Here is a 26,540-nt window from a genome sequence, read left to right as displayed (position 1 = left end):
TCAGGCTGCGGTGTGGGCGGTGACCCAGTCGACGAGCCGCCGGGTGTAGTCGGTGCGGTGGGAGGGCCGGCCATTGAGGATGAACAGGTGCGAGGCTTCCGGGTACAGGACCATCCGAACCCGGACGCCGCGGGTCTTCAGCGCATGGAACCACTGCTCGGCCTGGCCGGCCGGGCACCGGTCGTCGGCGGCGCCGTGCAGGATCAGGGTGGGCACCCGAACCGCGTCGACGTGGGTCATCGGCGAGCACGCGGTCAGCGCGTCCTTGCCACCGACCTCCAGTGCGCTGACGGCCTGCCCCTCGTCGGAGGTACCGGCCATGCTGTGCAGGTCGCAGACCACGCCGCCGGCAACGACCGCGGCGAAGATCTCGCTGCGCGCCGACAGCCAGCAGGACATGAAGCCGCCGTAGCTGTAGCCGGTCAGGGCGATCCGCGCCGGATCGGCCAGGCCCTCGTCGACGAGCGCGGCCACCGGTTCCAGCACGTCCCGCTCGTCGGCCCGGCCCCAGCCGCCGACGGCGGCGCGGTAGTGCTGCTCGCCGTAGCCGTCGCTGCCGCGGATGTTCAGGATCAGCACGGTCCAGCCCCGCGCCACCAGCTCGTGGTGGTACAGGTGCACCGGGTCGGCCTGCGGGCCCCAGGCGTTGTGCGGGCCGCCGTGCACGTCCACCAGCAGCGGGCCGCCGGCCGGCGCTGCCGGGTCGCGGACCGTCCAGCCGGGCACCACGCCGCCGTCGGTGAGCGCGAACTCGCGCTGCCGGTACTCCGGCAGCCGCGCGTCCGGCAGCGCGGACTCCATGTGCTCGGTGAGCCGGCGGAACTTGCCGGACTCCAGGTCTACGACGCCGACCTCGCCGAAGCTCGAGCCGTCGGCGAACACGAACGCCGCGACCCCGGCGGGCTGTGAGACCTTCGCCCCGCTCACCGACAGCCCCGGCGGCAGGCCCAGGTAGCGGGGCTCACCGGGCTCGGCCGAAGCGCCGGCCGGCAGCACGCACAGCCGCGAGGCGCCGCGGTCGCGGACCGCGAACAGCACGTCCCGGCCGTGGAACTGGGCCGGTGCGCCGGGATAGCCGGGCGCACCGGGCATCACGTTGCGGTCCAGCTCGGCGGCCAGCTGTACCGGAGCCGAGCCGTCCAGGGGCTGTCGCAGCAGGTGGAGATGCCCGACCGAGACCGTGGTGCGGCCGGTAACCAGCAGTGCCGTGCCGTCCGGGGCCCAGGCCACCGCGGCCGTGAGCGGGATGCCGGCGCCGACCCGCTCGCGGGCAGCCGGCTCGCGGCCGGGCTCGACGTCCGGGCGGACGGCGAGCACGTACGGCGCCGAGGTCCCCAGGTACTCCGGCCCCGGGCCGCTCCGCGCGGCGAACGCCAGCCGGGTCCCGTCCGGCGACCACGCCGGGGCGCCGCAGTCATCCGGGCCCGCGGTCAGCTGTTCCACCAGACCGGAGGCGACTTCGACCACGAAGACCTGGCTGCGCGCGGTGCCCAGCAGGCCCGCGCCGTCCGCCTTCCAGCCCAGGTCGTCGGCCACCACCGGGGCCTTCGGGTCCCGGACGGCGTCCACCGCGGCGAACGCGATCCGCGTGCCGTCCGGGGACCAGGCGGCCGGGCCCGCGCCGCCCGGCCGCGACTGTTCGGTGGTCAGCGGCCGCGCCTCGCCGCCGTCGGCGGAGATCAGATGCAGCTGCCCGGCCCGCAGGAACGCCAGCATCGAGCCGTCCGGGGACCAGCGCGGCGCGCCGTCGGCCGGTCCGTTGGTCAGCCGGCGCGGCGCACCGCCGGCGGTGGGCACCACGTGGATCGCCGCCGAGGCGGAGTCCCGGTCGCGGTCCTGCCGGGTCAGCACATAAGCGACCCGTGAGCCGTCCTGAGAGAGGTCCGGATCCCCCGGGATCTCGAAACGGTACAGATCGTCGGCCGTCAGCGGCTGGGACATCATGCCTCCTGGTCGGGTACGGCGGTGGGCGGCCGGGTGGCGGTCACGGGCAGAGCGGGGACGCACGACAGCAGAGTCCTGGTGATCTCGTGGGCCGGACGGGCCATCACCGCCACGGCCGGACCGGCTTCGACGACCCGGCCACCGTCCAGGACGACGACCTGGTCGCACAGATACCGGATCACTGCCAGATCGTGGGAGATGAACAAGAGCGCGAAGCCGAGTTCCCGTTGGAGCCGGCGCAGCAGGTTCAGCACCGCGCCCTGCACCGATACATCGAGCGCCGAGGTGATCTCGTCGGCGATCAGCACGCCGGGCCGCGCGGCCAGGGCCCGGGCCAGCGCGACCCGCTGCCGCTGGCCGCCGGACAGAGCGTCGGGGGTCTGTGCCGCGCGCGCCGGGTCGATGCCGACGAGGTCGAGATAGCGGGCGACTTCGGCGGCGCGCTCGGCGCGGGTCCAGCGAGTGGTCCCGGCTGCGGCACCGGTGGTCTCGCCGGCGGCCACCCGCAGGTCCCGGGCCCGGGCCGGATCAGCGGTCTTGCGCCTGGGCAGCGCCTCGGCGATCGTGGCGCCGATGCCGAGCCGGGGATCGAGCGAGGCGTACGGGTTCTGGAACACCAGCTGCACCGGTCCACGTCCGGGGCGCCGCGGCAGATCCACGCCGTCCACCGTGATCCGGCCCGCGGTCAGCGGTGCCAGCCCGACCACGGCCTTGCCGAGCGTGGACTTGCCGGAGCCGGAGCCGCCGACCAGGCCGGTGACGCTGCCGTCGGGCACGGCCAGGTCCACGCCCCTGACGGCGGTGAACCGCCCGTACCGGACGCTGACCCCGCGCAGTTCCAGGGAGCTCATGCCGCCGCCTCCGATCCGGCTCGGGCTGCTTCGGGTTCGGCGTCCGGCTCCGCCGGATGCCAGCAGGCGACCCGGTGGCCCGCGCCGCCGCCGGCCGCGGCCAGGACCGGCAGCTCGGCGCGGCACCGGTCGGTGGCGGACGCGCAGCGGGCCGCGAACGCGCAGCCGGGGAACTCCTCCCCCGGCTCCGGCGGCCGGCCCGGGATGGTGGCCAGCTCCGAGGCCGGATCGGTGGCCATGGTCGGGATCGCGCCGACCAGAGCGCGGGTGTAGGGGTGCGCGGCGTCGGCCAGCCGGCGGACCGGCAGCTCCTCGACGATCCGGCCGGCGTACATCACCAGCACCCGGTCGCAGACCTCGGCGACGACGCCCAGGTCGTGGGAGATCAGCAGCAGCGCCGCGCCGGTGCCCGCGCGGACCTGCCCGAGCAGGTCCAGGACCTGCTTCTGGACGGTGACGTCCAGAGCGGTGGTCGGCTCGTCGGCGATGATCAGCTTCGGCTCGGCCATCAGGCCCATGCCGATGAAGGCGCGCTGCCGCATGCCGCCGGAGTACTCGTGCGGGCGCTGGCGCGCGCGGCGGCCCGCGTCGGGGATGCCGACGGCGGCCAGCCGGGCCACGGCGCGGGCCCGCGCGCCGCCGCGGGAGGCGCCGAGGTGGACCTCGGCCACCTCCGCCAGTTGGCGGCCGACCCGCAGCGCCGGGTTCAGCGACGTCATCGGGTCCTGGAAGACCAGGGCCAGATCGGTGCCCAGCCGCGGGTTGGATCGCAGATCGGCACCGTCGAAGCGGACCGTGCCCGTCGTCCGGCCGGGGTACGGGACCAGGTCGGCCAGCGCCAGCGCGGTCAGGCTCTTGCCGGAGCCGGACTCGCCGACCAGGCCGACGGCCTCGCCGGCGGCGACCGTCAGGCCGACGCCGCGGACCGCGGTCCGCCCGCCGGGGAACGCCACCCGCAGGTCGGTGACCTGGACCAGGGCGTCGCCGTTGACGTCCGGCCGGTCCTGCGGATCTTTGTTCGCGTTCCCCGGCGGGAGGTCTGTGTCCTGCTCGGCGGCGGCCGCGGGTACGTCGGTCGGCGTGGCGGTAGGGACGGTGACCGTCCGCCGCCCGCCGGCCTGCGCGACCGCCTCGCCGATCAGGCCGAACACCAGGCCGGCCAGCACCACCGCCGTCCCGGGCGCCAGTGCCGAAGCCGGGTTCACGTACACGCGGCCGAGGCCCTCGTTGAGCAGCCGTCCCCAGTCGTAGTCCGGGCTCTGCACCCCCAGGCCGAGGAAGGACAGGCCCGCGAAGGCGATCAGCGAGCCGGTGGCGGCCTGCACCCCGAACAGCACCACGGGCTCGACGATGTTGGGCAGCAGGTGCCGCACGACGATCCGGAACCGGCCGACGCCCAGGATCCGCGCGGCGGCCACGTAGTCCGAGCCGGCGATCGAGGCGGTCAGGTTCTGGATCAGCCGGGCCAGCGAGGGGATCAGAGCCAGGCCGATCGCCAGGACCGCGCCGGTGCTCCCGACGCCGAACACCGTGGCGAGGAAGAGCACGAACAGCAGGCCGGGGAAGGCCACCAGGACGCCCACGGCGGCGGTCACCGCACGCCCGGCCCGCCGCCCGAGCACGCTGGGCGCCACGCCCAGCACCAGGCCGCCGGCCAGGCCGATGACGGTCGCGGTCAGGCCGAGCTGCAGGGTGAGGCGGCTCGCGACCAGGACCCGGGCCATGATGTCCCGGCCCAGGCTGTCGGTGCCGAGCCAGTGGGCGCCGCTGACGCCCTGGTTGGTGGCGCCGGTGTCGATCGCCTCGGCGCGGTCGCCGAACAGCGGCGGGGCGGCGACGGCCAGTGCGGCCAGCAGCAGCCCGGCGATCACCGCGGACAGCCCGATCGGGGTGTGCAGCGAGCGGCGCAGCGCGGCCCGCGCGCCGGTGCCGGAACGGTTCGCCGCCATCAGTTCCCCCTGACTGTCGAGCGGGGGTCGACGGCCGCGACCGCCATGTCCACGGCGAAGGTGATGAGCAGCGCGAAGGTGCCGTAGACCAGCACCACGCCCTGCACGAGCGGATAGTCCTTGGTGGTGATGGCCTGCACGATCGTCGATCCCAGGCCCGGCCAGGCGAAGACGTTCTCGACCAGGACGGTGCCGGCCAGCAGCGAGGTGAACAGCATGCCGCCGATGGTCAGCGAGGATGTCAGTAGGTTGGGAAGTGCGTGGCGGAGATACACCAGCCTGGCCGGGAGGCGCTTGGCGCGCGCGGTCCGCATGTAGTCCTCGCGCAGGACCCGGAGGGCTTCGACGCGCACCACCCGGGACAGCGACGCGGTAGGCACCACGGTCAGCGACAGGACCGGCAGGACGTAAGACGACAGGTCGGACTGCCCGGCCACCGGGAACACCGGCCAGGTCACGGCGAACAGCGCGATCAGGCCGACGGCCAGCAGGAACTCCGGCAGCGCGGCCAGCACACCGGTGGTCGCGGCGAACGCCAGCTCACCGCGCCGGCGGCGGCCGTCCCGGGTGAGGACCGCCGCGATCATGCCGGCCGGGACGGCGACCAGCAGGATCAGGACCACCGCCGGAGCCACCAGTCGCAGAGTGGCCGGCAGCCGGTCGGAGACGATCTGCGAGACCGGCGTCTGGGAGATGATCGACTCGCCGAGCCGGCCGTGGAACAGGTTGTTCAGGAAGCTGCCGTACTGGGCGGGCAGCGGACGATCCAGGCCCAGCTGGTGGCGGCGGGCGGCGACCAGGGCGGGGTCGGCGGTGGGACCGAGCGCGGCGTGGACCGGGTCGCCGGGGATCAGGTGGATCATCGCGAAGGAGGCGGTGACCACCACGGCCAGCGAGACCAGCAGCCGCGCCAGGCGCCGGGCCACGAACCCGGGCCAGCTGTCGCCGGCCAGGGCGCGGGCCGCGGCCCGCAGTCCGCCGGCGCCGGACGGCTGCTCGCCGAACGCGGCGAGGGCGGCCATCAGGAGGCCCGCAGCGTGCTCGGAATCGGACCGGAGCCGTCGACCTGGAAGGCCACACCCTTGCCGTAGTAGCCGACCTGGTTGCTGACGATCGGCACCACGTCCACTCGCTTGACCAGCGCGGCGTCCGCCTGCTCCCACAGGGCGCAGCCGGCCTTGCCGGCCACGGCCATCGCCTGCTTGCTGAGCGCGGTGTAGTCGGGGTTGGCGATCGACCCGAAGTTGGTCCCGTTGGGGGCCGCGGGGCCGTCGTAGAACCGGGTCAGCTGGTCGGGCAGCGGAACGGAGACGGGGATCCAGGCGACGTCCCATGCGCCTCCGGACAACGTGGTGACGACGGTGGTCGCGTCGACGACCTTGGACTCCACCTTCACCCCGAAGTCAGACCACTGTTTGGCGGCCAGCTCGTAGGCGGCGGACGCGTCCGGCCCCAGCGCCGAGGAGGTCACCTGGGTGATGCTCAGGGCCTTGCCGTCCTTACTCCAGCCGCTCCCGGACTTGGCCCACCCGGCGGCGGTCAGATCCGCGGCGGCCTTCACCAGATCGTGCGCCGGCAGGTTGCCGGTGACGGAGTCGCCGGTGCAGGGGTTCGGCGCGAGCTCCCCGATGGTGGTGGCCGGCGCCCCGGTCCCCCCGGTGGCCACAGACCCGATCTGCTTGAGGTCCAGCGCCTCGACGAGCGCCCGGCGCACCGCCGCATCCGCCGTCGGGCGCACCGTCGCCTCGTTGAACTGGGCGAACCCGAACGGGACCAGCGTGGACTGCTTGGCCACCCGCGCCGACTCCAGCCGCCGCGTGTCCGGACCGTTGACCTGTGCGATGTTCAGCTGCCCCGCCAGCAGCATGTTCGCCGCGGTGGAGGCATTGGCGACCACCTTGAACACAACCGTCGCGGGCATCTCCGCGTTGTTGGAACCGTTCGGCCCCCAGGTGTAACCGGCCCGCTTGGTGTACGTGTAATGGTCACCGGGAAGCGCTTCGGACAGCTGGTAGGGCCCGCTGGCATTGCTGGTCTTCGCCAGCGCGGCCGGATCGGCCAGGCTCTTCCGGCACACGAGCGGCAGCAACTGCGTCATCTCCACGATGAAAGGTGCCGGCGCCGACGTCGTGACCGTCACAGTCCGCGCCGCGACGTCCGCAGTCGCCTTGGCCGTGACCGGAACGGTGAGCCCGAGCATCGGCGAGGAATTCTTCGGATCGGCGATGTAGTTGTACTCGGCCGCGACATCCTCGGCGGTGAGCGGCGACCCGTCCTGACACGTCACCCCGGGCCGGATCGTGAACGTCGCGGCGCTACTGCTCGCCGACGGCGACGACGCCGTCCAGGACTCGGCCACCCCCGGCACGACCCGCCCATCGGGGTCGATGTGGATCAGCCGATCGTAGGCGAACCCGTTGAGCTCGATGGCCGTCCCAGCCAGGGCGGTGGTCGGCGACAGATTCCCGGGGTCGGAGGCGATCCCGATGGTGACCGTCGCCGAAGGGTCGCCCTTCCCGGAGACACTGGGAGCCCCCACTCCCGCCCCCTTCGCCGCGGAATGCCCGCAGCCGGACAGCGGCAGACTGGCGACCGAGGCCACAGCCAGCACCACGAAAAGACGCCGGCGCCTGCGCACCGGGTAGACCGCCGCTGGTACGTAGCCAGACTTGGTGTCCATCAGCTGTGCTCCTTCTGCCGCCGCGCCTTTGGGTGGGTGAAATGTAGGTGCGGCGGCACAGGGCCAGCGTTGTGCGGATGAATGAAGTTGGCGGAGTTAGTTGGTGCGCGGGAACGATGACGTCGCCCAACTCAGCAACGAAAGGCTCCGAACCGTCGCCGTCCGCGGCAAGCAGGGCCGATGCGTCGCTCCCGTCATCGCAGACCGAGCCGTAGCCGGTATCCACCGACCAGGAAGGACACCCGCATCACCTGGAACAGCAGTGCGAGCCAGCGGGTCCACGGACCGCGCCGCCACGCCGGAACCGCGGCCGACGCCACCGTGTCGAAGTCAGTCGGATTGCGCCGAGGTCGGCATGCGCCGTGGTCCATTCCTCGATCGTCGCGTCGATGTCGCGCCCGATGCCGAACCGCCTACCGCTCCACTCGAAGACCCTCCTATGGCCCAGGTGCGGTGGCGGCTTGCGGTGCGTGAGGCACATGGTCGACAGGGAGGCATGCTAACCCGAGAATGGAGCGATCCCTTGCAGCGCACCGCATCGATCTCACCCCGGGCCGTGGAGTCGATCTCAACACCCGAACGGGTCGAGACGCACCTGGGCACTCTGGAATTCCCGCTGGGCGTGCCCACCGAGGAGACGGCGAAACGCGTCTACGACCATGTGGACCACGTGCGGGCGGTCAGCGCGTTCCTCGACGCGTATTCCGGCGTCAGCCTGTGGGCAGCCCGCCGGGGATTCCAGGAGGCCGGGATCCAGGACAACGACGTCCTGCTCTTCTCGGAGTTCATGGATCCCAAGTCGCTCGTGCTGACCGGGAACGCCGACACCGTCTACTTCATAAGCTTCCTCGACCTGACCGAGGGGCCGCTGGTAGTGGAAGTGCCGCCCGTCGCTCTCTGCTTCCTCAATGACATGTGGTTCCGCTGGGTCACGGACCCCGGCATGGCCGGTCCGGATCGCGGAGCGGGCGGCAAGTACCTCTTCGTGCCGCCCGGTCACGAGGGTCCTCTACCCGAGGGCGGGTTCTTCACGCTCCAGACCCGCACCACACGGCTCATCCTGGGTGGTCGCGCCTTCCTGGAAGGCGACGACCCGAAGCCGGCGGTCGAGCGGATCAAGGAGGGCCTGCGCATCTACCGCTACATCCCCGGGTACTACGGAACCAGCATCGGGGAGATCGTCACCGGAGGCACGGCCCCGCCGCTGCCCTGGACCGCCCAGACCTGGACCGCCGCGCTGCACAGACCCGACCCGCCGCGCTTCGTCGACGGCTCAGGGCTTCCCGTGAACATGGTTCCGCCCGCGGACGCGACGTACTTCGACTTCGCCAGCGAGCTCGTGCACGACCAGCCGGCCGAGGCACTCGACCCCGAGATCGCCGGTGCGCTGGCCGCGGTCGGCATCGTCAAGGGCAGGCCCTTCGAGCCGGACGCGCGGATGCGGGAGATCCTCGCCGAGGCGGCCGCGGTGGGCAACGCCACGGCCCGCACCCTCGCCTGCAGTCCGCGTCCGGCCGAGGGGGCGCACTACTACGGCACCTCGTCCCGGTGGCTCAATGGCCTGCTGGTGTCCGGCCACGAGTTCCTTGCCCCGCCCGCGGACATCACCGACAGGGGCGCCGAGCCCCGCCCGAACGACGGCGCCCGTAAACTCAACCTGCGGTCCTGGTGGTGGTACGTGGGTGTGGGCATCAGCCCGGCGTTCACGGCGCCGCTGCCCGGCGTCGGCTCGCAGTACGTGTTCTCCTTCACGGATCAGGAGGGCCGGGCCTTCGACGGCTGCAATTACTACCGTCTTGTGCTCCCGCCGGACATCCCCGCCGCGAAGTTCTGGTCGGTCACCGTCTACGACAACCAGACCCGGTCGATGCTCGACACCCCGCAACGCTTCCCACGAGCTGGCAGCCAAGCCTATCCCACCCCGGCAGCGGTCCCGAGCCCGGACGGCACGACCACGGTGCACTTCGGGCCCGACCGGCCCGACAGCGTGCCGGAGGGCAACTGGATCCAGACCACGCCGGGCCGGGGATGGTTCGCGGTCCTGCGGCTCTACAGCCCGCTGCAGCCGTTCTTCGACAAGACCTGGCGCCCGGGCGAGATCGAGGCGGTGCACTGACCTCTCCCGACGAAGCTTCGCGGCCAGACGATACGGACGGTGAGGTGCATGGGCACGACCCCGCTGGGAAGCTGGAACGACGGTCCCACGAAACGGGCGATTATCGAGTTCGTTACGGCCGCGGCGCGGGACGGCTCGCCGGGATTCGTTCCGCCGCAGGACCGGGTCGCCGTGTTCGACAACGACGGAACCCTGTGGGTCGAGAAGCCCGCGCCGGTGCAGATGACGTTCGTCCTCGAGAAACTGGCCGCGCGGCTGGAAGCCGACCCGTCGCTGGCCCGCGAGCAGCCCTACCGGGCGATCGCCGACCGGGACGAGTCGTACTTCCGCGCACTGAACGAACAGGACCCCGACGCGGTGGCGTCGATGGTGGAGGCCATCGGAGCGGCCTGGGAAGGCACCACCCTCGCGCAGTACGAGGCCGAGGCCGTCCGATACCTGGACTCCTGGCGCCACGAGCGCTTCGGAGTACCGTACTCCGGTCTGGTCTACCAGCCGATGCTGGAGCTGTTCGACTACCTCAGGACGCACGGCTGGCGGCTGTTCGTCTGCTCGGGCGGCGGGCGCGACTTCATGCGCGTGATCTGCGAGGACACCTGGGGCCTGCCCAGGGAGAACGTGATCGGCTCGGCCCCGGAGTTCGCCTACCGGGACGGCGTGCTGGTGCGCCGGGCGACCCCGCACGGCCCGGTCGCGGTCGGGCCCGGCAAACCGGAGGACGTCCTCGCCCGCACCGGCAGGCTGCCGGCCTTCGCGGCGGGCAACGACGACGTCGACGTCGAACTGCTCCGGTCCGCCCGGTTCGCCTTGCTCATCGTCCACGACGACGACGTCCGGGAGTACGCGTACACCGACTGCGCGGAGCGGGCACACGCGACGGCCGAGAGGTACGGCTGGACGACGGTCAGCGTGAAGAACGACTGGAACACAATATTCAAGGAACGACTCACTCAGAAGAAACGCAGTGCCCCACATCAGTGACGCCCCCAGCCCGGGCGCACCACCCGAGGTCCTCGCGTCGATCATCTGCCGGGACCGGCTGGAGACGGTCTTCGGAGCGTTGGACTTCTTCGACGGCATGCCCCAGCCCGACGCGGTCACACGTAGCTACGACACGCTGGATCTGCTGCGCGGTATCGAGGCGTTCCTCACTGCGTACCCAGCGCCGCCATGGTGGCGATGCGACGCGGACTGCGGAGCATCGGCGTCGACTCCCGCACCATCGGCTACATGTGGCAGCGCTACGTCACCGATATGGACATCGCCGGGCCCGACAAGGGAGAGGAGGCAAATACCCCTTCCTGCCCCCGGGCTACGAAGGCGACATTCCCTACGGCTACTTCGTCGTCCGGCCGGAGCACACGTTGAGCAGTTCGGCACAGCTCCGGATGGACGGCTGTTCCATCGCGTGGACGGTGGGCCGATCCGTCATTCCACCTACGCCAAGGGCTGGGCACGGGCTCGCGCCAGCGCTCTCGCTCCGGAGCAGTTCGCATCACCGCTGGCTCAGAGGCCCTACGACCTGCGCCATGCCGGCGTCTCAACCTGGCTCAACGCGGGCGTCCCGGCCACGCAGGTCGCCGAATGGGCTGGCCACAGTGTCGAGGTACTTCTCAGCACCTACGCCAAGTGCCTGGACGGGCCAGACCAGGCAGCGCTCGCGCAACGACGCATCGACGCCCTGCTCAGCATGACGATTGAGGAGGACCGCTCTAGCCCCACCGCGCAGAATTGCGAGACTGGCGAGAGGCGGGATTTTGGGCCGCGTATGGGCCGTGAACATCGATCAAACATGATCGAAAACGAGACACCGTGCAGCGGAGCCGAGGACGACTGAGTCCCCAGAAACCCGCCCTGACTTGGCCTTCGATCGCCCGACCAGCGATCGGAGGCCAGTTCTTTTTGTTATGAAGTGGGGCGTGAGGGACTCGAACCCACGACCAAGGGATTATGAGTCCCCTGCTCTAACCAGCTGAGCTAACGCCCCTAGTGTGAAGTGCATCGCCGCCGGGTGGCGATGGTGGGCATCTGCCCAGCGCCGTGGCGGATCAACCCTCCCCTGTCACCGACTCCCCCAGTGACGCCAAACGTCTCCGGTGGCGCGCGGGGATCCGCGCGGGCGGAGACGTTCGTCGTGCGCTCCTGCAATAGGACTCGAACCTATAACCTGCCGGTTAACAGCCGGCTGCTCTGCCAATTGAGCTATGCAGGATCGTTCTGGCGCGGCGGGTGGCTCCGTTTTGCGGCGGTTCCGGCCCGGCGTGCGTGACTAGGTTAGCGCATGTCGGGGGGAGATCCGCAATCCGCTTTCCGGGGCAGGTCGGGGCGGGTGTGGGAACCCTGGGTGGTCGCCCATCCGTCGTAAGTTCGGTTCTTCGGATGCGTGAGGGTGGGTAGAGGGGTTGCCATGAAGGCTGGGACGAAGCTGACGTTGGCGGCCGGGCTCGGAGCCGGGTATGTGCTCGGGGCGCGGGCCGGACGAGAAAAGTACGACAAGATCGTCGGAGCGGTGCGGAAGGTGACCGAGGCGCCGGCCGTGCGGCAGACCGCGAACGTGATCCAGGTACAGGCGTTCGAGATCACCCGGAACACCGCGGCCAAGGGGCGTGAAACGGTGGTGCACGTCGTCGAGAAGGTGCGGCACCGTGGCGACCACGACGAGGAGCACGACGGCGGGTCCTCCGACGAGAACCTGACGAGTGCGAAGGCGAACGGGCCCACCACGGCCACGAGGGCTGCCCGGTCCAAGCCGGGGTCGTGACGGGCCGGATCGTGAGGGCGGCTGGAACGTGACAGCGGCCGACGTCGTGACAGCGGCCGGCGTCGTGACAGCGGCCGGCGTCGTGACGGCGGCCCCTATCGCCGCAGCAGCCGGATCGTGAAAGCAGCCAGGTACCGAACGGCCAGAGCCGGACCGCTTGACGGCCCAAGCCGGGTCCTGACCGCCCGACCACCCCTCGGCCCAGTCGCGGACCTACGCCCGCGCGCCCGCTGCTCTGAAGCCTGACCTGCCGACCGGAAACGCCAAGCACCCTACGAAGCCGGTCGGCCATCCAGCCTGCGCGCAGCACCCCACACCCCGCACCCCCTCACCGCACCGCCACAAGCCCCCCGTTCTCCGCGATCTTCTCGATCTTCGCCCCCTTGTCCGCCGGGTCCACGGCCGCCGCCAGAAACACCGCGTCGGCCGTGAACCCCCCGCTGAAGCTGTCATGGCCGGCGACCTTCGACCACCCGGGATCCGTGAACGCGAACGTCCGCCCGGACTGGCTGATCCGCAGCGACAGCCGCGACCCCCACAGCACCAGCTCGCCGCCGTTCTTCAGCGGCATCGTCAGCGGCGACGGCGCAAGCTCGGTGGTCACCGTCAGCGCCACCGTCGCCGGCGACACGGCATCGGACTCCCCCTGGATCCACCGCTGCTCCGCAGCCGTCACGTCGTCGTTCAGGAACGGCGACGCGGGCTGCCCCGCGTTGTTGTCCGCCAGCATCGTCCGATCCGCGGACACCAGGTCCAACGGTGCGAGTGCGAGCTTGTCACGTTGCACCGCCTCGTCGTCCAGCAGTCCGTCCGCACCCACCGCGAACTCCGGCCACTGCTTGCCGGACGCGAGAAACACCAGGCTGTCCGCCATCCACGGCGCTCCCGCCGCGGCCTGCGCGAAGTGGATGAGCCACCCGGCGTTGCTGGCTCCCGTCTGCACCGACTGTGCCGTCACGAAGAACCCACGCGGATACGCGGTCGACCGCGAGATGTAGAACGCCGGATTCGTCAGCGAGATCGGCTGCTTGGCCTGCTTGAGCTTGTCGCCGCCCGCCCCGAGCGCATACAGGTAACTCGCCTGGTCGTTGGCCAGCAGCGAACCGCTCTCGATCTTGGCGATCGCCGCGGTGTCCACCGAGGCGTTGGCGGCGTTGTTCGCCTTCTCGTAGTCCGTGAGGACCTTCGCGGCCTCGTCCTTCGACACGGTCGTCTCAGGGGCCGCGGTAGGCGTCGGCGGCGAGGGCGCCGTGGACGCAGCCCCAGACGTCTGTGTGCTCCCCGGTTTCCCTCCGGCGACCGACGCGCCCGACGCGCCCGACGAAGACCCCGAGGCCCCCGACGACCCCGCGGCACCCGCCGTCTTCGTTCCCTTGCCGACCGTCCCGCCGGTTGAACATCCCCCGGCCGTCGACCCGAGCGCCAAACTCACCGCCACCGCCACCACGGTCGCCGTTCTCGTCCCGTCGACCGTGCCCCTGCCACGCAGCACTACCCCTCCTGCTTCCGGTCCTTTGCCGGCCCTATCCCGGTGTCGAAGCGGCGGGCATCGGCGCCGCCAGGATCTCCATGGACGCCATGGCCGCCTCGCGTGCTCCGGCGAACTGCGCCCGCACCCCGACGCCGATCCCTGATTTGGCGTTCGGCGAGTCCTTGAACATCACCGCCTCGCTCCACGTCGGCGGGGCCGCGGGCGCCTCCCCGGCCGGCGACGTCGACGCCGCCAGCACCCACGCCGCCTGCCGCGCCGCGCCGATCGCCATGATCTCGCTGCCGCCCAGCATCGCCGCGCCGGTCGGCCGCCCCGAGCCGGGGCGCGGCACGCCGGTCGCGTCCAGTGCCGCGAACACGCCGGTCGAGGTCAGCCCGCCGGGCGCACCGTCCTCCGAGGACCCCGACACCGCGACCGCGACCGGCACCCCGAAGATCGCCGGGGCGATCAGCCGCACCGCGTCCAGCCGCGCGCCCTTGCCGGTGAGAATCACCCGCCGCACCGGCGTGCCCACCGCCTCCATCTGCACGTTCAGCGCGTCGAGCCCGTCGGCCAGCCCGCACAGCAGCCCCTCGACCGCCGCCCGCGCCAGGTTCGGGGCCGTCATCCGCGCCAGCCGCAGTCCGGTCAGCGATCCGGGATGCCCGGCCGTCGGCGGCACCAGCACCACGCCCTGCGCCCCCGGCGTGGACTCCAGCGCCAGCCGCGACAGCGTCTGCAGATCGACGCTCATCATCTTGGCGGCGGCCTCCAGCGTCGGCATCGCCTCGCCGGTGCGCATCATCGCCAGGAAGCGGCCGGTGGCGTCGGCGAAGCCCGAGACCTCGCCGGTCGGGTCCGACACCGGGTGCGGCAGGCCGCCGGCGAACAGGGTGCCGGTGGCGCCGATGCTGATCACCACGTCGCCGGGCTCCGCGGACAGGCCGAGCACCTGCGCCATCGCCGAGCCGGTGCCCGGGGCGACGAGCACGCCGGCGCTGGTGGTGCCGGCCGGCTCGACCGGCCCCAGCACCCGCGGCACGGCGACCTCGCGGCCGAAGGCGTGCGCCATCAGGGCCATGCGATAGTCGCCGGAGAACGGCGACCAGTAGCCGGTGCCGGAAGCCTCGCCGCGGTCGGTGACCGGGCCCGCGGAGCCGCCGAGCAGCAGCCACGTCAGCCAGTCGTGCGGCTGCAGCACGGCCGCCACGCGCGCGGCGTTCTCGGGTTCGCGCTGGGCCAGCCAGCGCAGCTTGGCTATCGGGAACGCGGCGGTCGGCACCGAGCCCACGGCCGCCGCCCACGCGCCCGCGCCTCCGCCCTCGGCCACCAGGTCGTCGGCGGAGTTCGCGGCGCGGTAGTCCGAGGACATCAGCGCCGGGCGCACCACGCCGCCCGCGGAGTCCAGCACCACCAGCGCCTGCCGCTGTCCGGAGACGGCGACCGCCTGGACGCCGTCCAGGATGTCGCCGTCGCACGCCTTGACCAGCGCGTTCCACCACTCGTGCGGGTCGTCGTCGCCGGCGGCGGCGTGCGCCACCGCCGCCTTGCGCATCACTTTCCCGCTCAACGCGTCGCATACGACGACCCGGGTGGTGCTGGGCGAGGAATCGATACCCGCGACGATCGGCATGACGCCAGATCATGCCGTATGCGCCGCGCGCCGGAAACCGGTGTCGCCCAACCGTTTCGGACCGGATTCAAACCGATTCAGCTACCTGATGGTGACCCACCGCTATCGCAGGTAGTCAAGCAGCTGATCGGCGTAGGTGTGACCGCGCAGCTTGGCCAGGGTCTTGGCCTCGATCTGCCGGATCCGCTCGCGGGTGACGCCGAAGGTGCGGCCGATCTCCTCCAGGGTGTGGGGCTGGCCGTCGGTGAGGCCGTAGCGCAGCTGCACCACGCGCTTCTCCCGTTCGCCGAGCGTCGACAGCAGGGCGTCCAGGTGCTCGCGGAGCATCACCACGGCGACCGAGTCGGCCGGGGACACCGCGTCGGCGTCCTCGATCAGGTCGCCGAGCGCCACGTCGTCCTCCTCGCCGACCGGCGCGTGCAGCGAGACCGGCTCCTGCGCCAGGCGCAGCACCTCGACCACGCGCTCGCACGCCACGCCGAGCACCTCGGCGATGTCGTCGGGGGTGGGCTCGACGCCGTTCTCCTGCAGCAGCCGGCGCTGCAGCCGGACCACGCGGTTCATCAGCTCGACCACGTGCACCGGGACCCGGATGGTGCGGGCCTGGTCGGCCAGCGCGCGGCTCATCGCCTGCCGGATCCACCAGGTGGCGTAGGTGGAGAACTTGTACCCGCGGGTGTAGTCGAACTTCTCCACGGCCCGGATCAGACCGAGGTTGCCCTCCTGGACCAGGTCCAGGATCGACATGCCACGGCCCAGGTAGCGCTTGGCGATCGACACCACGAGCCGCAGGTTCGCCTCGATCAGCCGGCGCTTGGCGGCCTGGCCCTCCAGGACCAGGATGGCCAGCTCGCGGCGCAGGTTCGGCTTGAGATTGGTCTCGTAGGTGAGTTTCTCCTCGGCGAACAGGCCGGCCTCCACGGCCTGTGCGAGCTCCACCTCCAGGACCGCGTTCAGCAGCGGCACCCGCCCGATCTCGCGCAGGTACTGCCGGAACAGGTCTCCGGCCGGCCCGGCGGAATCGGCCCAGGCGTTGACTTTGGTGTCGGCCTCGGCCTCCTTCTCCGGCTCGGTCTCCGCTTCCTCCTCGAGTGCCGCTTCGAGCTCTGCGATCTCGGGTGCGGCAGGTCCCGTGATCCGCAGGGAACCGAGCTCGTCCGGTTCGTCGTCCAGACCCAGGGTGGCACCGGCCTGGAGAGGGGACGAGGATGAGGGGCGGGTCGGCGCGAGGGTGTCGAGGAGGGCTACCGGTCCCTGTGCGACAGCACTGTTCACGACAAGCTCCAAGTGGGGGTTCGCGACGTCTTCGCCACACGCTTACCCCACGCGCCGCCCGGATATCCCAGATGGCGGAAATCAGAGCATGATCATTGTGGTCGGCGGTTCACCGACCTGTGACCGTTATGAGACTTCGGCCAGGCCACGCTTATATTGCTCCAGGGCGACCAGCTCGCCGAAAAGTTTGTTGTATTCCTCTTGCTGGGCCACCGGATTCAGGCGCTGCAGCCGGGACCGGACGTCCTTGATCCGGCGGTCCACGGTGTGGATGCGCACCCTTGTCATGACTTCGGCGACATACCGCTCATCGGCCGGCCCGCGCGAGTGCACGGCCTCCACGGTGAGCTCGGTGACCAGACCGCGGATGGCGTCGTCAGGGGCCTGATCCTGCACCCGGCCGGTCCAGTTGTTGTCATGGCCGGTCAGGCAGCCGCCGGCGCCGCGCACAGCCGCGCAGACGGCCGCGTACGCCGGGACCGTGAACTCGTCGGGCGCCAGGCCGTCGAAGGTGGCACCGGCGAGCTGGGGGTACTGCAAAGCCATTTTCAAGGCTTCGCGTTCGGCGCCCGCGACCGGATCCCGTTGCCCGGGAACGGTGGCGGCTTCCGCACCGAAGAGTCCGTCTTGGGCGGACGGCCCGTTATAGCCGCCGTCGTAACCTCCGCCGCCGCCTCCACGGCCACCGCGGCCGCCGCCCCGGCCGCCGCCGTATCCGCCTTGGCCTCCGTAGCCGCCCTGGCCGCCCTGGCCTCCGTAGCCGCCGTTCTGGCCGCCACGACGGTTGTTCGAGCCCTGACGCCCCTGCCGACCGCCCCAGTCGCCGCGACCGCCCCGGCCGCCACCGTCGTCAGCCGGGATCACGACCTCGTCCGGCCGGTTTCCGGAAGCGGTGACCAGCCGGCGCACGGCCGGCTGCACGTCCCGTTCCTCCAGCCCGAGCCAGCCGGCCAGGCGCCGCGTGTAGTCGTTGCGCAGCGCCGAATCGCGGATCTTCGCCACGATCGGGGCGGTGCCGCGCAGCGCGTGCACCCGGCCCTCGGACTCGTCGAGGTTGTGCTTGGCGAGCTCGGCGCGGATCACGAACTCGAACAGCCGCGTCCGGGTCGCCACCAGCTCCCGCACCGCCGCGTCCCCCTTGGCCAGCCGCAGGTCGCACGGGTCCATGCCGTTCGGCTCGACCGCGACGAAGGTCTGCGTGACGAACTTGTCCTCGTCGAGATAGGCGCGCATGGCCGCCTTCTGCCCGGCCGAGTCGCCGTCGAAGGTGAAGACCACCTCCACCCCGAGGAACTGGTTCCGGTCCGCCAGCAGCCGTCGCAGGATCTTGATGTGCTCCTCGCCGAAGGCGGTGCCGCAGGTGGCCACCGCGGTCGGCACGCCGGCCAGATGGCAGGCCATGACGTCGGTGTAGCCCTCGACCACGACCGCGCGCTCCTGCTTGACGATCTCGCGGCGGGCCATCTCCAGGCCGTAGAGCACCGAGGACTTCTTGTAGATCGGTGTCTCGGGGCTGTTGAGGTACTTCGGGGTGTCCGGATCGTCGGTGAGCCGGCGACCGCCGAACCCGATGACGTCCCCGGACAGGTCGGCGATCGGCCACATCAGGCGGTTGCGGAAACGGTCCATGGCGCCGCGCCGGCCCTCCGAGGCCAGGCCGCCGGCCAGGATCTCCCTGTCCGTGAAACCGCGGCCGCGCAAGTGCCGGACCAGCGCCTCCCACGACTCCGGGGCGTAGCCGACGCCGAACTTCTCGATCGCGGCCGCGTCGAAGCCGCGGCCACTCAGGAACTCCCGGCCCTTGGCCGCGGCCGGGGTCGCGAGCTGGTCGACGAAGAACTCGGCGGCGATCTTGTGCGCCTCGATCAGCCGGGTCCGCTCGCTGCGCTCGCCCTGCTTGGTGTAGCCGCCCTCGGTGTAGCGCAGCTCGATCCGGTACTGGGACGCCAGCCGCTCGACCGCCTCGGTGAAGGTGAGGTGGTCGTACTCCATCATGAACTTGATGACGTCGCCGCCGACGCCGCAGCCGAAGCAGTGGTAGAAGTTCTTGGCCGGGCTCACCTGGAACGACGGCGACTTCTCGTCGTGGAAAGGGCACAGGCCCTTCAGGTTGCCGCCGCCGGCGCTGCGCAGCTGGACGACGGCACCGACGATGTCGACGATCGACGCCGCTTTGCGCACACGCTCGATGTCGTCGTCATTGATCCGTCCAGCCACGATGAAAGTTTAGCCGGGTGGTCAGACCGTTCCGAGCCGCCCGCTCAGGGCGTAGGCGGCGTCGTCGGTGAGCGAGGCGACCTGGTCCACGACCACCCGCAGGCGGGTGCCGTCGTCAGAGGCGTCGGCGTACCAGGCGCGGAACGCCGGCTCCAGCGCGTCCGGCGCCGCGGACAGGCCCTCGACCAGGCCGGAGACCAGCTCGCGCTGGCGGCGGCGCAGCTCACGGGCGTCTGCGCGCTCCATGACGTAGCGCGCGGTGACCGCCTTGAGCAGCGCGCACTCCAGGCGGGTCTCGCGCGGAACGACCAGGTCGGCGGCGTAACGGGTGAGCGGGACGGTGCCCTGAGCGTCCTGGATGCTCTGCGGGCCCCGCACACCCTGGGGACTCTGCCGGCTCCGCTGGGCGACCGCCGCGCGCGTCGCCGCCGCGGCGGTCTGGCAGAACCGGCCGATCAGGCTGCTCGTCGAGTTCTTCAGCGCGGCCTGCGCGGCGAACGAGCCGTCGTAGTCGCCGGGCCAGTAGTCCAGGGCCAGCAGCCGGGCCAGCGCCTCAGCCAGCTCCCCCGGGTCGGCGCCGGGCGCGTACCGGGCAGCCGTGAGCTCGAACAGAGCCGTCTGCTCCTCGCGCGACAGCAGGGCTTTCGGGACGAGATGGCCGGCGTGCAGGGCGTCCTCCAGGTCGTGGACCGAATAGGCCACATCGTCCGACCAGTCCATCACCTGCGCCTCGAAGCAGGTCCGGCCGGTCTCGACGCCGGACCGCATCCACGCGAACACCGGCTCGTCGTCGGCGTAGACGCCGAACTTCGCGGTGCCCCGGGCCTCGCCCTCGGCGCGGGTCCACGGATACTTCGTCGCGGCGTCCAGCGCGGCACGGGTCAGGTTCAGGCCGCCGGGCTCACCGCCCGGGCCCAGGGCCTTGGCCTCCAGCCGGACCAGGATCCGGAACGACTGCGCGTTGCCCTCGAAACCACCGCAAGAGGCCGCGGCCAGCGCCAGCGCCTCCTCCCCGGTGTGGCCGAACGGCGGATGGCCCAGGTCGTGGGACAGGCAGGCGGCCTCCATCAGATCCGGGTCGGCCCCGAGCTCCTTCCCCAACTCCCGGCCGATCTGCGCGCACTCCAGGCTGTGGGTGAGGCGGGTACGCGGGCTGTCCAGATAGGCGCCGAACACCGAGTCGCTGGAGCCCGGCGCCACGACCTGCGTCTTGGCGGCCAGACGGCGCAGCGCGGCGCTGTGCAGCACCCGGGCGCGGTCGCGCTCGAAAGGCGTGCGGCGGACGTTGCTCGGGTGGTCCGGCAGGTGACGTTCCCGGTCGGTGTCGGTGTAGGCATCACTCACCGCCCCACGGTAACGCCCGGAGGTAACCCGTCCGGGCCAACACGAACTGAAGACTCGGCGTAGTCGCAGCTGGCTGGTCCGCGAATCCGTCTCCAGACCTTGGTGATGTGGAGCCAGGGCGCAACGCCGACGTCGGTGAGATCGTCGGCGATCCATCGATACTGATCGGTTGCTCCCAGTAAGAAAGGAAGCGAGCAGCGGACTCGCTCATGACGGCTCCCCGCTCGTGATCAATGACGTCTCACCCTCACTGACCGGCGAGGCCACCGCCACTCACCGCAGGAAGCCCGAAAGTCTCGAAGATGCCACCGCCCGCGAAGACGACGTTCGCGGTGACCAGGCCCTCGGCGACGCTGAAGACCTGCAACGTGTGCGCCCGGTGCCCGCCGTCCGCGGCCGGATCCGGCGCGTAGGCCGCCATCGCCGGCTGGCCGTTCGCGGTGGTGAGGCGGGCACTCCAGCCGGTGCCGACCATGCGGAAGACGCGCTCCATGAAGCGCGCGTAGTCGTCGCGGCCCTGATACCAGAGCGGGACCGGGGGCATCTCCATGATGACGTCGTCGGCCAGCAGTCGGACCAGCGCCGGCACGTCCGCGTCCTCGAAGGCGCGCAGATATCGCTCAACGACGGCACGCTGCTCCGGGTCATCAGCCTCGCGCACCGCCTCGGGCTTCTCCACCCCCCGCACCGTCACCCGCGCGCGCTGCAAAGCGCTGTTCACGGAGGCGACGGTCGTATCGAGCTGCTCCGCCACCTCCGAAGCGGAGAACTCCAGAACATCCCGCAGAACCAGCACCGCCCGCTGTCGCGCCGGCAGGTCCTGCACCGCCGCCACCCAAGCCAACCGCAGGTCAGCACGCGCCTCCACACTGAAGCGGCTGTCAGGGAACGGCTCCAACCACGGCACATCGAGCGCCGGCTTCAACGGCGCCTCGGTGTCACGGCTCGCCGCACCGATCCCGCTCGGCAGCGGACGCCGCTTCCGCGACTCCAGCGCCGTCAGACAGACATTGGTCGCGATGCGATACAGCCAGGTCCGCACTGACGCACGCGAGGAGTCATACTGATCCCGCGCCTTCCACGCACGCAGCAACGTCTCCTGAACCAGGTCCTCCGCGTCATGGACCGAACCCAGCATGCGGTAGCAGTAGGCGGTGAGCTCCGCACGATGTGCTTCGAGATCCACGCGATCAGAGTACGGGCAGGGGCCGACACAGCGGACACACCCTCACTACCGTTCCCTCATGACCGACAATCGCCCACCCGCCATCGCAGCCGGCGAGAAGGACACCCTCATCGCCTTCCACCGCTACCTCCGCGAAGCGATCATCCGCAAAGTCGAGGACCTCCCCGACACCGCAGCCCGCACCCCCGGCGTCCCCTCCGGCACCAGCCCCCTGGGCCTGATCAAACACCTGACCGGCGCCGAACTCGTGTGGCTGGAGTGGGCCTTCCTCGGCCGCGACCCCTTCCCCGAACTCGGCATGGACGTCACCGAGACGGACACCGTCGAGTCCTGCATCGCCGCCTACCGCGCAGCCGCGGCCCGCGCCGACGAGATCTGGGACAGCCTCGACGACCTCGACGCCGTCTCAGCACGCGAAGACCGCACCCTACGCTGGATCCTGGTGCACACGGTCGAAGAACTGGCCCGCCACGCCGGACACATCGACATCCTGCGGGAGCAGATCGACGGCCAGGTCGGACGCTGACGACGTCTCGCACCCTCGACACCCCCAGAACCGCACCACCGACCCCTGGCGCACCTTCGCACGACGTCTCGGCCCACACTTCGGCCATCGAGCGCCGCGGCCGGTCAACACAGGTTCTCGAACGCTCCGGCCCCTGGCTGCCCTCGGCACATCGACGCATCGGCGCATCGGCGCCACCGCCTTAACCGACTCCCCGCACCTCATCACTCCGCCACGCCGCCCACCAGGCGAATAAACACCCGAAAACGACCCATTTGGCGGATATCACACCACCTTACCCACAACCCACAATGGTGATGCGGCCGGGATGATCGCGACACCCGGATCCGGCAGACCCGCGACTGCTGCGCGCCAAGACGTCAGCACGCGCGACCGGGGGGATGTCCCGCAGCTCTCGATGACGATGTCGTCGACTGCTCGAGGCCGGCGTGGCGAATAGCCTCCGGCTCTTGCCAAGTCGGAGGCAACGGGGGTGCCACCCCCGGTCTCGAGCAGGTTCTCCCCGGAGGACAAGCACCGCCGGGTCCGGACACCCCACCCCAGGTAACCGGACCCGGCACCACCGGCGGCGCTCAGCACCGCCGGGCGATACCCCATGTCACCGCGAGTCGCTCTCCCCCGACTCGATCGCCGCCCGCGCAGCCTCCAACCGCGCAACCGGCACCCGGAACGGAGAACAGGAGACGTAATCCAAGCCCACCGCGTTGAAGAAGTGCACCGACTCCGGGTCGCCGCCGTGCTCACCACAGACCCCGAGCTTCAGCTCCGGCCGCGTACGCCGACCCTCCTCAGTCGCGATACGCACCAGCTTCCCAACCCCATCCCGGTCAATCGTCTCGAACGGCGACACCCCGAAGATCCCACGGTCCAGGTACGCCGAGAAGAAGGCCCCCTCGACATCATCACGCGAGAAACCCCAGGTGGTCTGGGTCAGGTCATTCGTCCCGAACGAGAAGAACTGCGCAGCCTCAGCAATCTGACCAGCGGTCAGAGCCGCCCGCGGCAGCTCGATCATCGTCCCGATCAAAGCCCGGATGTCGGCCCCGGTCCGGGACTTGACCTCATCCAGAACCGTCTGAGCCTCCTCCCGAATGATCTCCAGCTCCTGCACGGCCCCCACCAACGGCACCATGATCTCGACCCGCGCCACCCCGCCGGCCTTGGCCACCTGCGCCGCAGCCTCAGCGATAGCCCGCACCTGCATGATGAACAGGCCCGGAATCACCAGCCCAAGCCGCACACCACGCAAGCCCAGCATCGGGTTGGCCTCGTGCATCTTGTGCACAGCCTGCAACAACCGCAGGTCACCCTCATTGGTCTCACCCCGGGCCTCCGCCACGGCCACCCGCACCGACAGCTCAGTGATGTCAGGCAGGAACTCATGCAGCGGCGGGTCCAGCAGCCGCACGGTCACCGGCAGACCGCCCATCGCCGTGAAGATCGCGACGAAGTCGTCCCGCTGCATAGGAAGCAACTCGGCCAACGCCGCCTCGCGCTCCGCTTCGTCCTCAGCCAGGATCAGCCGCTCGACCAGCGCGCGCCGCTCGCCGAGGAACATGTGCTCGGTACGGCACAGGCCGATGCCCTGCGCGCCGAAGCGACGCGCGCGGGCCGCGTCCTCAGCGGTATCGGCATTGGCCCGGACGTACAGCCGGCGGCGCTCATCGGACCACGTCATGATCCGGTGCACCGCGCGCACCAGGTCGTCGGCGGACGGGGAGTCAGCGCCGAGACGGCCTTCGAAGTACTCCACCACGGGCGAAGAGACGACCGGAACCTCGCCAATGTAGACAGCACCGGAGGTGCCGTCGATGGAGATGACGTCACCCTCCTCCACAACCACGCCATTCGGCGCGGTCATGCGGCGACGCTTGGTGTCGACGTCCAGCGTCTCGGCACCGCACACGCAGGTCTTGCCCATGCCCCGGGCGACGACGGCAGCGTGAGAGGTCTTGCCGCCACGGGACGTGAGGATGCCCTGCGCGGCGATCATGCCGTTGAGGTCGTCGGGGTTGGTCTCGCGGCGGATGAGGATGACCTTCTCGCCCGAGCGGGACCACTTCACCGCGGTGTAGGAGTCGAACACGGCCTTGCCGCTGGCGGCGCCCGGCGAGGCGTTCATGCCCTTGGCGATCTTCTCGGCCTTGGCGTTCTCGTCGAAGCGGGGGAACATCAGCTGGGCCAGCTGAGCGCCGTTGACGCGCTGCACCGCCTCGTCCGGGCTGATGCGGCCCTCGTCGACGAGCTGCACGGCGATGCGGAAGGCCGCAGCGGCGGTGCGCTTGCCGATGCGGGTCTGGAGCATCCAGAGCTTGCCGCGCTCGATGGTGAACTCGATGTCGCACAGGTCGCGGTAGTGCTCTTCGAGCTTGGCCATGATGGCGGTCAGCTCGGCGTAGCTGGACTCGTCGATCTGTTCGAGCTCCTGCAGCGGCACGGTGTTGCGGATGCCGGCCACGACGTCCTCGCCCTGGGCGTTCTGCAGGTAGTCGCCGTAGACACCGGTCTGGCCCGTGGCGGGGTCGCGGGTGAAGGCGACGCCGGTGCCGGAGTCCATGCCCAGGTTGCCGAAGACCATGGAACAGATGTTGACCGCCGTGCCCAGGTCGTTGGGGATGCGCTCCTGGCGGCGGTAGAGCTTGGCGCGTTCGCCGTTCCAAGAGGTGAAGACGGCGCGGATCGCCAGGTCCATCTGCTCGCGGGGGTCCTGCGGGAAGGCGCGGCCGGCCTCCTTCTCCACGATCACCTTGAAGGCCTCGACCAGGCCACGCAGGTCGTCGGCGTCCAGGTCCAGGTCGTTGTGAGTGCCCTTGGTGCTCTTGGCCTCGTCGAGGGCGTGCTCGAACAGTTCGCCGTCGACGCCGAGGACGGTCTTGCCGAACATCTGGATGAGGCGGCGGTAGGAGTCCCAGGCGAAGCGCTCGTTGTCGGCCTGGGCGGCGAGGCCGCGGACCGAGTCGTCGTTCAGCCCGATGTTGAGGACGGTGTCCATCATGCCCGGCATCGAGAACTTGGCGCCGGAGCGGACCGAGACCAGGAGGGGGCCGTCGGGCTGGCCGAGCTTCTTGCCCATCTTCGCCTCGAGCGCGTCGAGGTACTGGCTCACCTGGTCCCGGAGCTCCGGGGGCTCCTGACCGTGCTCCAGATAGACGCGACAGGCGTCGGTGGTGATGGTGAAGCCGGGAGGGACCGGCAGCCCGAGGTTGGTCATCTCGGCGAGGTTGGCGCCCTTGCCGCCGAGCAAGTCCTTGAGGTCCTTGTTGCCTTCGGTGAAGTCGTACACGAACTTCGGCACGCAGATACTCCCTGACTGATCTGAGTGGCACACCTGCGGCGGCGGCGGGACGGTTGAGGGGAGTCCCACCGCATTGCCCTGACGCTGCGGAGCGTAGCGCGTCAGCGCCGTGCGCTCCTCACGGCTATACCCCTAATACATCGTTTCGTTCCTGTGAGCCGCCTCACCCGAGGTGGAGCCATTGTTCACCCGGGCGGACCCGTCTACGGCACACCGGGAATGAAAGTGCCGCAGGGTGTGCTGTAGCGGGACGATAGGTTAGTTGAAAGCTAAACCAAGATCGTCGCTCGCTCGAGCCAACTAGGAGGAAAGTCCGCAATGAGCACCGACTACGCGTCCCTGACCGGTGACTACACCTTCGACACCGCCCACAGCACTGTCGGCTTCATCGCCCGGCACGCGATGGTCACCAAGGTGCGCGGTGGCTTCAACGAGTTCGAGGGCAAGGTCCACATCGACGGCGCGAACCCCGAGAAGAGCAGCGCCGAGGCCTCGGTCACAGTCGCGAGTGTGGACACCCGCAACGAGCAGCGCAACGGCCACTTGCTGTCCGGAGACTTCTTCGAGCAGGACAAGTACCCGGTGATGTCGTTCAAGTCGACCGGCATCGCGGCGAAGGGCGACGACCAGTTCGTGCTGCATGGGGACCTGACCGTCAAGGACGTCACGAAGCCGGTCGAGTTCGACGTGGAGTTCCTGGGGACCACCGTGGACCCCTACGGGAACACCCGCATCGGCTTCGAGGCCAAGACCACGGTCAGCCGCAAGGAGTTCGGCATGACCTGGAACGCGGCGCTGGAGACCGGTGGTGTGCTGGTCAGCGACAAGATCCAGATCGAGCTGGAGATCTCGGCGATCAAGCAGAGCTGAGCTGCTCGTTCGCCGCAGGATGGGGCGCCGGAACCGCCTGGAGGGTTCCGGCGCCTCGTGCTGTCCCGCAGGCTGAGGTGGGTGGCCGAGGATCGAAAGCCGACGAGCGGAAACCGGCGGACGGGGCACCGATGGCGCGGAAGGCGACGAGCGCGGCAGACCGCGACGAGCGGTACGGGGTGCAGCGACGAGCGGCATGGTGCGTGCAGCAACGAGCGGCACGGGGGACGGTGGACGGGCGACGGGCGACCGGGGACGGCCAACGGTGGACGGGCGACGGGCGACGGGCGACGGGGGACCGGGGACGGCCAACGGTGGACGGGGACGGTGAACGGCTGACAGCGCACGGCGGACACACGGCGGACAGCGCGAGACGGACCACGCGAGACGGACCACAAACCGCGAACTGCGGACGGCAGACG

At 70.7% G+C, this 26,540-nt stretch carries 19 protein-coding genes and 2 tRNA genes; 6 read left to right on the top strand and 15 right to left on the bottom strand.

Features of this window, described 5'->3' with window-relative positions; translation table 11 throughout:
- The 6 genes from ABD466_RS10765 to ABD466_RS10740 form a co-directional block, all read right to left on the bottom strand.
- Entirely contained in the window at positions 1–1,944 is a 1,944-nt protein-coding gene (locus tag ABD466_RS10765; protein ID WP_344656821.1) for a S9 family peptidase, read from the bottom strand.
- Positions 1,941–2,795, bottom strand: coding sequence for an ABC transporter ATP-binding protein (locus ABD466_RS10760; protein ID WP_425558607.1), 855 nt, complete (start codon positions 2,793–2,795; stop codon positions 1,941–1,943). The genes ABD466_RS10765 and ABD466_RS10760 overlap by 4 nt, the downstream gene beginning before the upstream one ends.
- Positions 2,792–4,744, bottom strand: coding sequence for a dipeptide/oligopeptide/nickel ABC transporter permease/ATP-binding protein (locus ABD466_RS10755; RefSeq protein WP_344656820.1), 1,953 nt, complete (start codon positions 4,742–4,744; stop codon positions 2,792–2,794). Before ABD466_RS10755 ends, ABD466_RS10760 begins: the two co-directional genes overlap by 4 nt.
- The gene (locus ABD466_RS10750) at positions 4,744–5,766 is read right to left on the bottom strand and encodes an ABC transporter permease (RefSeq protein ID WP_344656819.1); all 1,023 of its coding nucleotides are present in this window, start codon (positions 5,764–5,766) and stop codon (positions 4,744–4,746) included. Before ABD466_RS10750 ends, ABD466_RS10755 begins: the two co-directional genes overlap by 1 nt.
- Positions 5,766–7,424, bottom strand: coding sequence for an ABC transporter substrate-binding protein (locus tag ABD466_RS10745; protein WP_344656818.1), 1,659 nt, complete (start codon positions 7,422–7,424; stop codon positions 5,766–5,768). Before ABD466_RS10745 ends, ABD466_RS10750 begins: the two co-directional genes overlap by 1 nt.
- Before the next feature lie 194 nt (positions 7,425–7,618).
- Positions 7,619–7,795, bottom strand: coding sequence for a hypothetical protein (locus tag ABD466_RS10740; protein ID WP_344656817.1), 177 nt, complete (start codon positions 7,793–7,795; stop codon positions 7,619–7,621).
- Between the two features lie 152 nt (positions 7,796–7,947).
- On the opposite strand from ABD466_RS10740, the gene ABD466_RS10735 reads away from it, so the two are divergent.
- From ABD466_RS10735 to ABD466_RS10725, 3 genes are all read left to right on the top strand, one after another.
- Positions 7,948–9,540: a DUF1254 domain-containing protein gene (locus tag ABD466_RS10735; RefSeq protein WP_344656816.1), complete on the top strand. Its 1,593-nt coding sequence runs from the start codon at positions 7,948–7,950 to the stop codon at positions 9,538–9,540.
- A gap of 48 nt (positions 9,541–9,588) precedes the next feature.
- Positions 9,589–10,521 carry an HAD family hydrolase gene (locus ABD466_RS10730; RefSeq protein ID WP_344656815.1) on the top strand — a complete coding sequence of 311 codons (933 nt, stop codon included), beginning with the start codon at positions 9,589–9,591 and terminating at the stop codon, positions 10,519–10,521.
- A gap of 427 nt (positions 10,522–10,948) precedes the next feature.
- Positions 10,949–11,377, top strand: a complete 429-nt coding sequence (locus tag ABD466_RS10725; protein WP_425558606.1) for a site-specific integrase — start codon at positions 10,949–10,951, stop codon at positions 11,375–11,377.
- Positions 11,378–11,453: 76 nt separating this feature from the next.
- Here ABD466_RS10725 and ABD466_RS10720 read toward each other — a convergent pair.
- A tRNA-Ile gene (locus ABD466_RS10720) sits at positions 11,454–11,527 on the bottom strand.
- A gap of 152 nt (positions 11,528–11,679) precedes the next feature.
- A tRNA-Asn gene (locus ABD466_RS10715) sits at positions 11,680–11,752 on the bottom strand.
- 195 nt (positions 11,753–11,947) lie between these two features.
- Between ABD466_RS10715 and ABD466_RS10710 the strand changes: the two genes are divergently transcribed.
- The gene (locus ABD466_RS10710; RefSeq protein WP_344656814.1) at positions 11,948–12,301 is read left to right on the top strand and encodes a YtxH domain-containing protein; all 354 of its coding nucleotides are present in this window, start codon (positions 11,948–11,950) and stop codon (positions 12,299–12,301) included.
- Positions 12,302–12,629: 328 nt separating this feature from the next.
- Here ABD466_RS10710 and ABD466_RS10705 read toward each other — a convergent pair whose 3' ends face one another.
- The 6 genes from ABD466_RS10705 to ABD466_RS10680 all read right to left on the bottom strand — a co-directional run bounded on the left by ABD466_RS10705 (position 12,630) and on the right by ABD466_RS10680 (position 21,427).
- Positions 12,630–13,508, bottom strand: a complete 879-nt coding sequence (locus tag ABD466_RS10705) for a DUF8094 domain-containing protein (RefSeq protein ID WP_344656813.1) — start codon at positions 13,506–13,508, stop codon at positions 12,630–12,632.
- Positions 13,509–13,824: 316 nt separating this feature from the next.
- Positions 13,825–15,405, bottom strand: coding sequence for an FGGY family carbohydrate kinase (locus tag ABD466_RS10700; RefSeq protein WP_344656812.1), 1,581 nt, complete (start codon positions 15,403–15,405; stop codon positions 13,825–13,827).
- 102 nt (positions 15,406–15,507) lie between these two features.
- Positions 15,508–16,680, bottom strand: coding sequence for an RNA polymerase sigma factor (locus tag ABD466_RS10695; protein WP_344656811.1), 1,173 nt, complete (start codon positions 16,678–16,680; stop codon positions 15,508–15,510).
- A gap of 126 nt (positions 16,681–16,806) precedes the next feature.
- Positions 16,807–18,897: a DNA primase gene (gene dnaG, locus ABD466_RS10690; RefSeq protein WP_344656810.1), complete on the bottom strand. Its 2,091-nt coding sequence runs from the start codon at positions 18,895–18,897 to the stop codon at positions 16,807–16,809.
- Between the two features lie 21 nt (positions 18,898–18,918).
- Positions 18,919–20,241: a deoxyguanosinetriphosphate triphosphohydrolase gene (locus ABD466_RS10685; RefSeq protein ID WP_344656809.1), complete on the bottom strand. Its 1,323-nt coding sequence runs from the start codon at positions 20,239–20,241 to the stop codon at positions 18,919–18,921.
- A 247-nt stretch (positions 20,242–20,488) separates the two neighbouring features.
- The gene (locus tag ABD466_RS10680; protein ID WP_344656808.1) at positions 20,489–21,427 is read right to left on the bottom strand and encodes a sigma-70 family RNA polymerase sigma factor; all 939 of its coding nucleotides are present in this window, start codon (positions 21,425–21,427) and stop codon (positions 20,489–20,491) included.
- Between the two features lie 58 nt (positions 21,428–21,485).
- On the opposite strand from ABD466_RS10680, the gene ABD466_RS10675 reads away from it, so the two are divergent.
- On the top strand, positions 21,486–21,953 hold the full coding sequence (locus tag ABD466_RS10675; RefSeq protein WP_344656807.1) for a DinB family protein: 468 nt from the start codon (positions 21,486–21,488) through the stop codon (positions 21,951–21,953).
- A 598-nt stretch (positions 21,954–22,551) separates the two neighbouring features.
- Here the strand turns inward: ABD466_RS10675 and ppdK are convergent.
- Complete coding sequence (gene ppdK, locus ABD466_RS10670; protein WP_344656806.1) at positions 22,552–25,248, bottom strand: pyruvate, phosphate dikinase; 2,697 nt, start codon at positions 25,246–25,248, stop codon at positions 22,552–22,554.
- 318 nt (positions 25,249–25,566) lie between these two features.
- On the opposite strand from ppdK, the gene ABD466_RS10665 reads away from it, so the two are divergent.
- Positions 25,567–26,118, top strand: a complete 552-nt coding sequence (locus ABD466_RS10665) for a YceI family protein (RefSeq protein ID WP_344656805.1) — start codon at positions 25,567–25,569, stop codon at positions 26,116–26,118.
- Positions 26,119–26,540 lie beyond the last annotated feature (422 nt).

It is taken from the genome of Catenulispora subtropica (assembly GCF_039531675.1).
In the GTDB taxonomy this organism is placed as follows: Bacteria; Actinomycetota; Actinomycetes; order Streptomycetales; family Catenulisporaceae; genus Catenulispora; species Catenulispora subtropica.
This window is presented reverse-complemented; position numbering and strand designations above follow the sequence as displayed.

Coding starts and splice junctions, on each gene's coding strand:
- ABD466_RS10710 (WP_344656814.1), top strand. CDS start 11,948: ATGAAGGCTGGGACGAAGCTGACGTTGGCGGCCGGGCTCGGAGCCGGG.
- ABD466_RS10675 (WP_344656807.1), top strand. CDS start 21,486: ATGACCGACAATCGCCCACCCGCCATCGCAGCCGGCGAGAAGGACACC.
- ABD466_RS10765 (WP_344656821.1), bottom strand. CDS start 1,944: ATGATGTCCCAGCCGCTGACGGCCGACGATCTGTACCGTTTCGAGATC.
- ABD466_RS10730 (WP_344656815.1), top strand. CDS start 9,589: ATGGGCACGACCCCGCTGGGAAGCTGGAACGACGGTCCCACGAAACGG.
- ABD466_RS10760 (WP_425558607.1), bottom strand. CDS start 2,795: ATGAGCTCCCTGGAACTGCGCGGGGTCAGCGTCCGGTACGGGCGGTTC.
- ABD466_RS10745 (WP_344656818.1), bottom strand. CDS start 7,424: ATGGACACCAAGTCTGGCTACGTACCAGCGGCGGTCTACCCGGTGCGC.
- ABD466_RS10740 (WP_344656817.1), bottom strand. CDS start 7,795: ATGGACCACGGCGCATGCCGACCTCGGCGCAATCCGACTGACTTCGAC.
- ABD466_RS10700 (WP_344656812.1), bottom strand. CDS start 15,405: ATGCCGATCGTCGCGGGTATCGATTCCTCGCCCAGCACCACCCGGGTC.
- ABD466_RS10665 (WP_344656805.1), top strand. CDS start 25,567: ATGAGCACCGACTACGCGTCCCTGACCGGTGACTACACCTTCGACACC.
- ABD466_RS10750 (WP_344656819.1), bottom strand. CDS start 5,766: ATGGCCGCCCTCGCCGCGTTCGGCGAGCAGCCGTCCGGCGCCGGCGGA.
- ABD466_RS10755 (WP_344656820.1), bottom strand. CDS start 4,744: ATGGCGGCGAACCGTTCCGGCACCGGCGCGCGGGCCGCGCTGCGCCGC.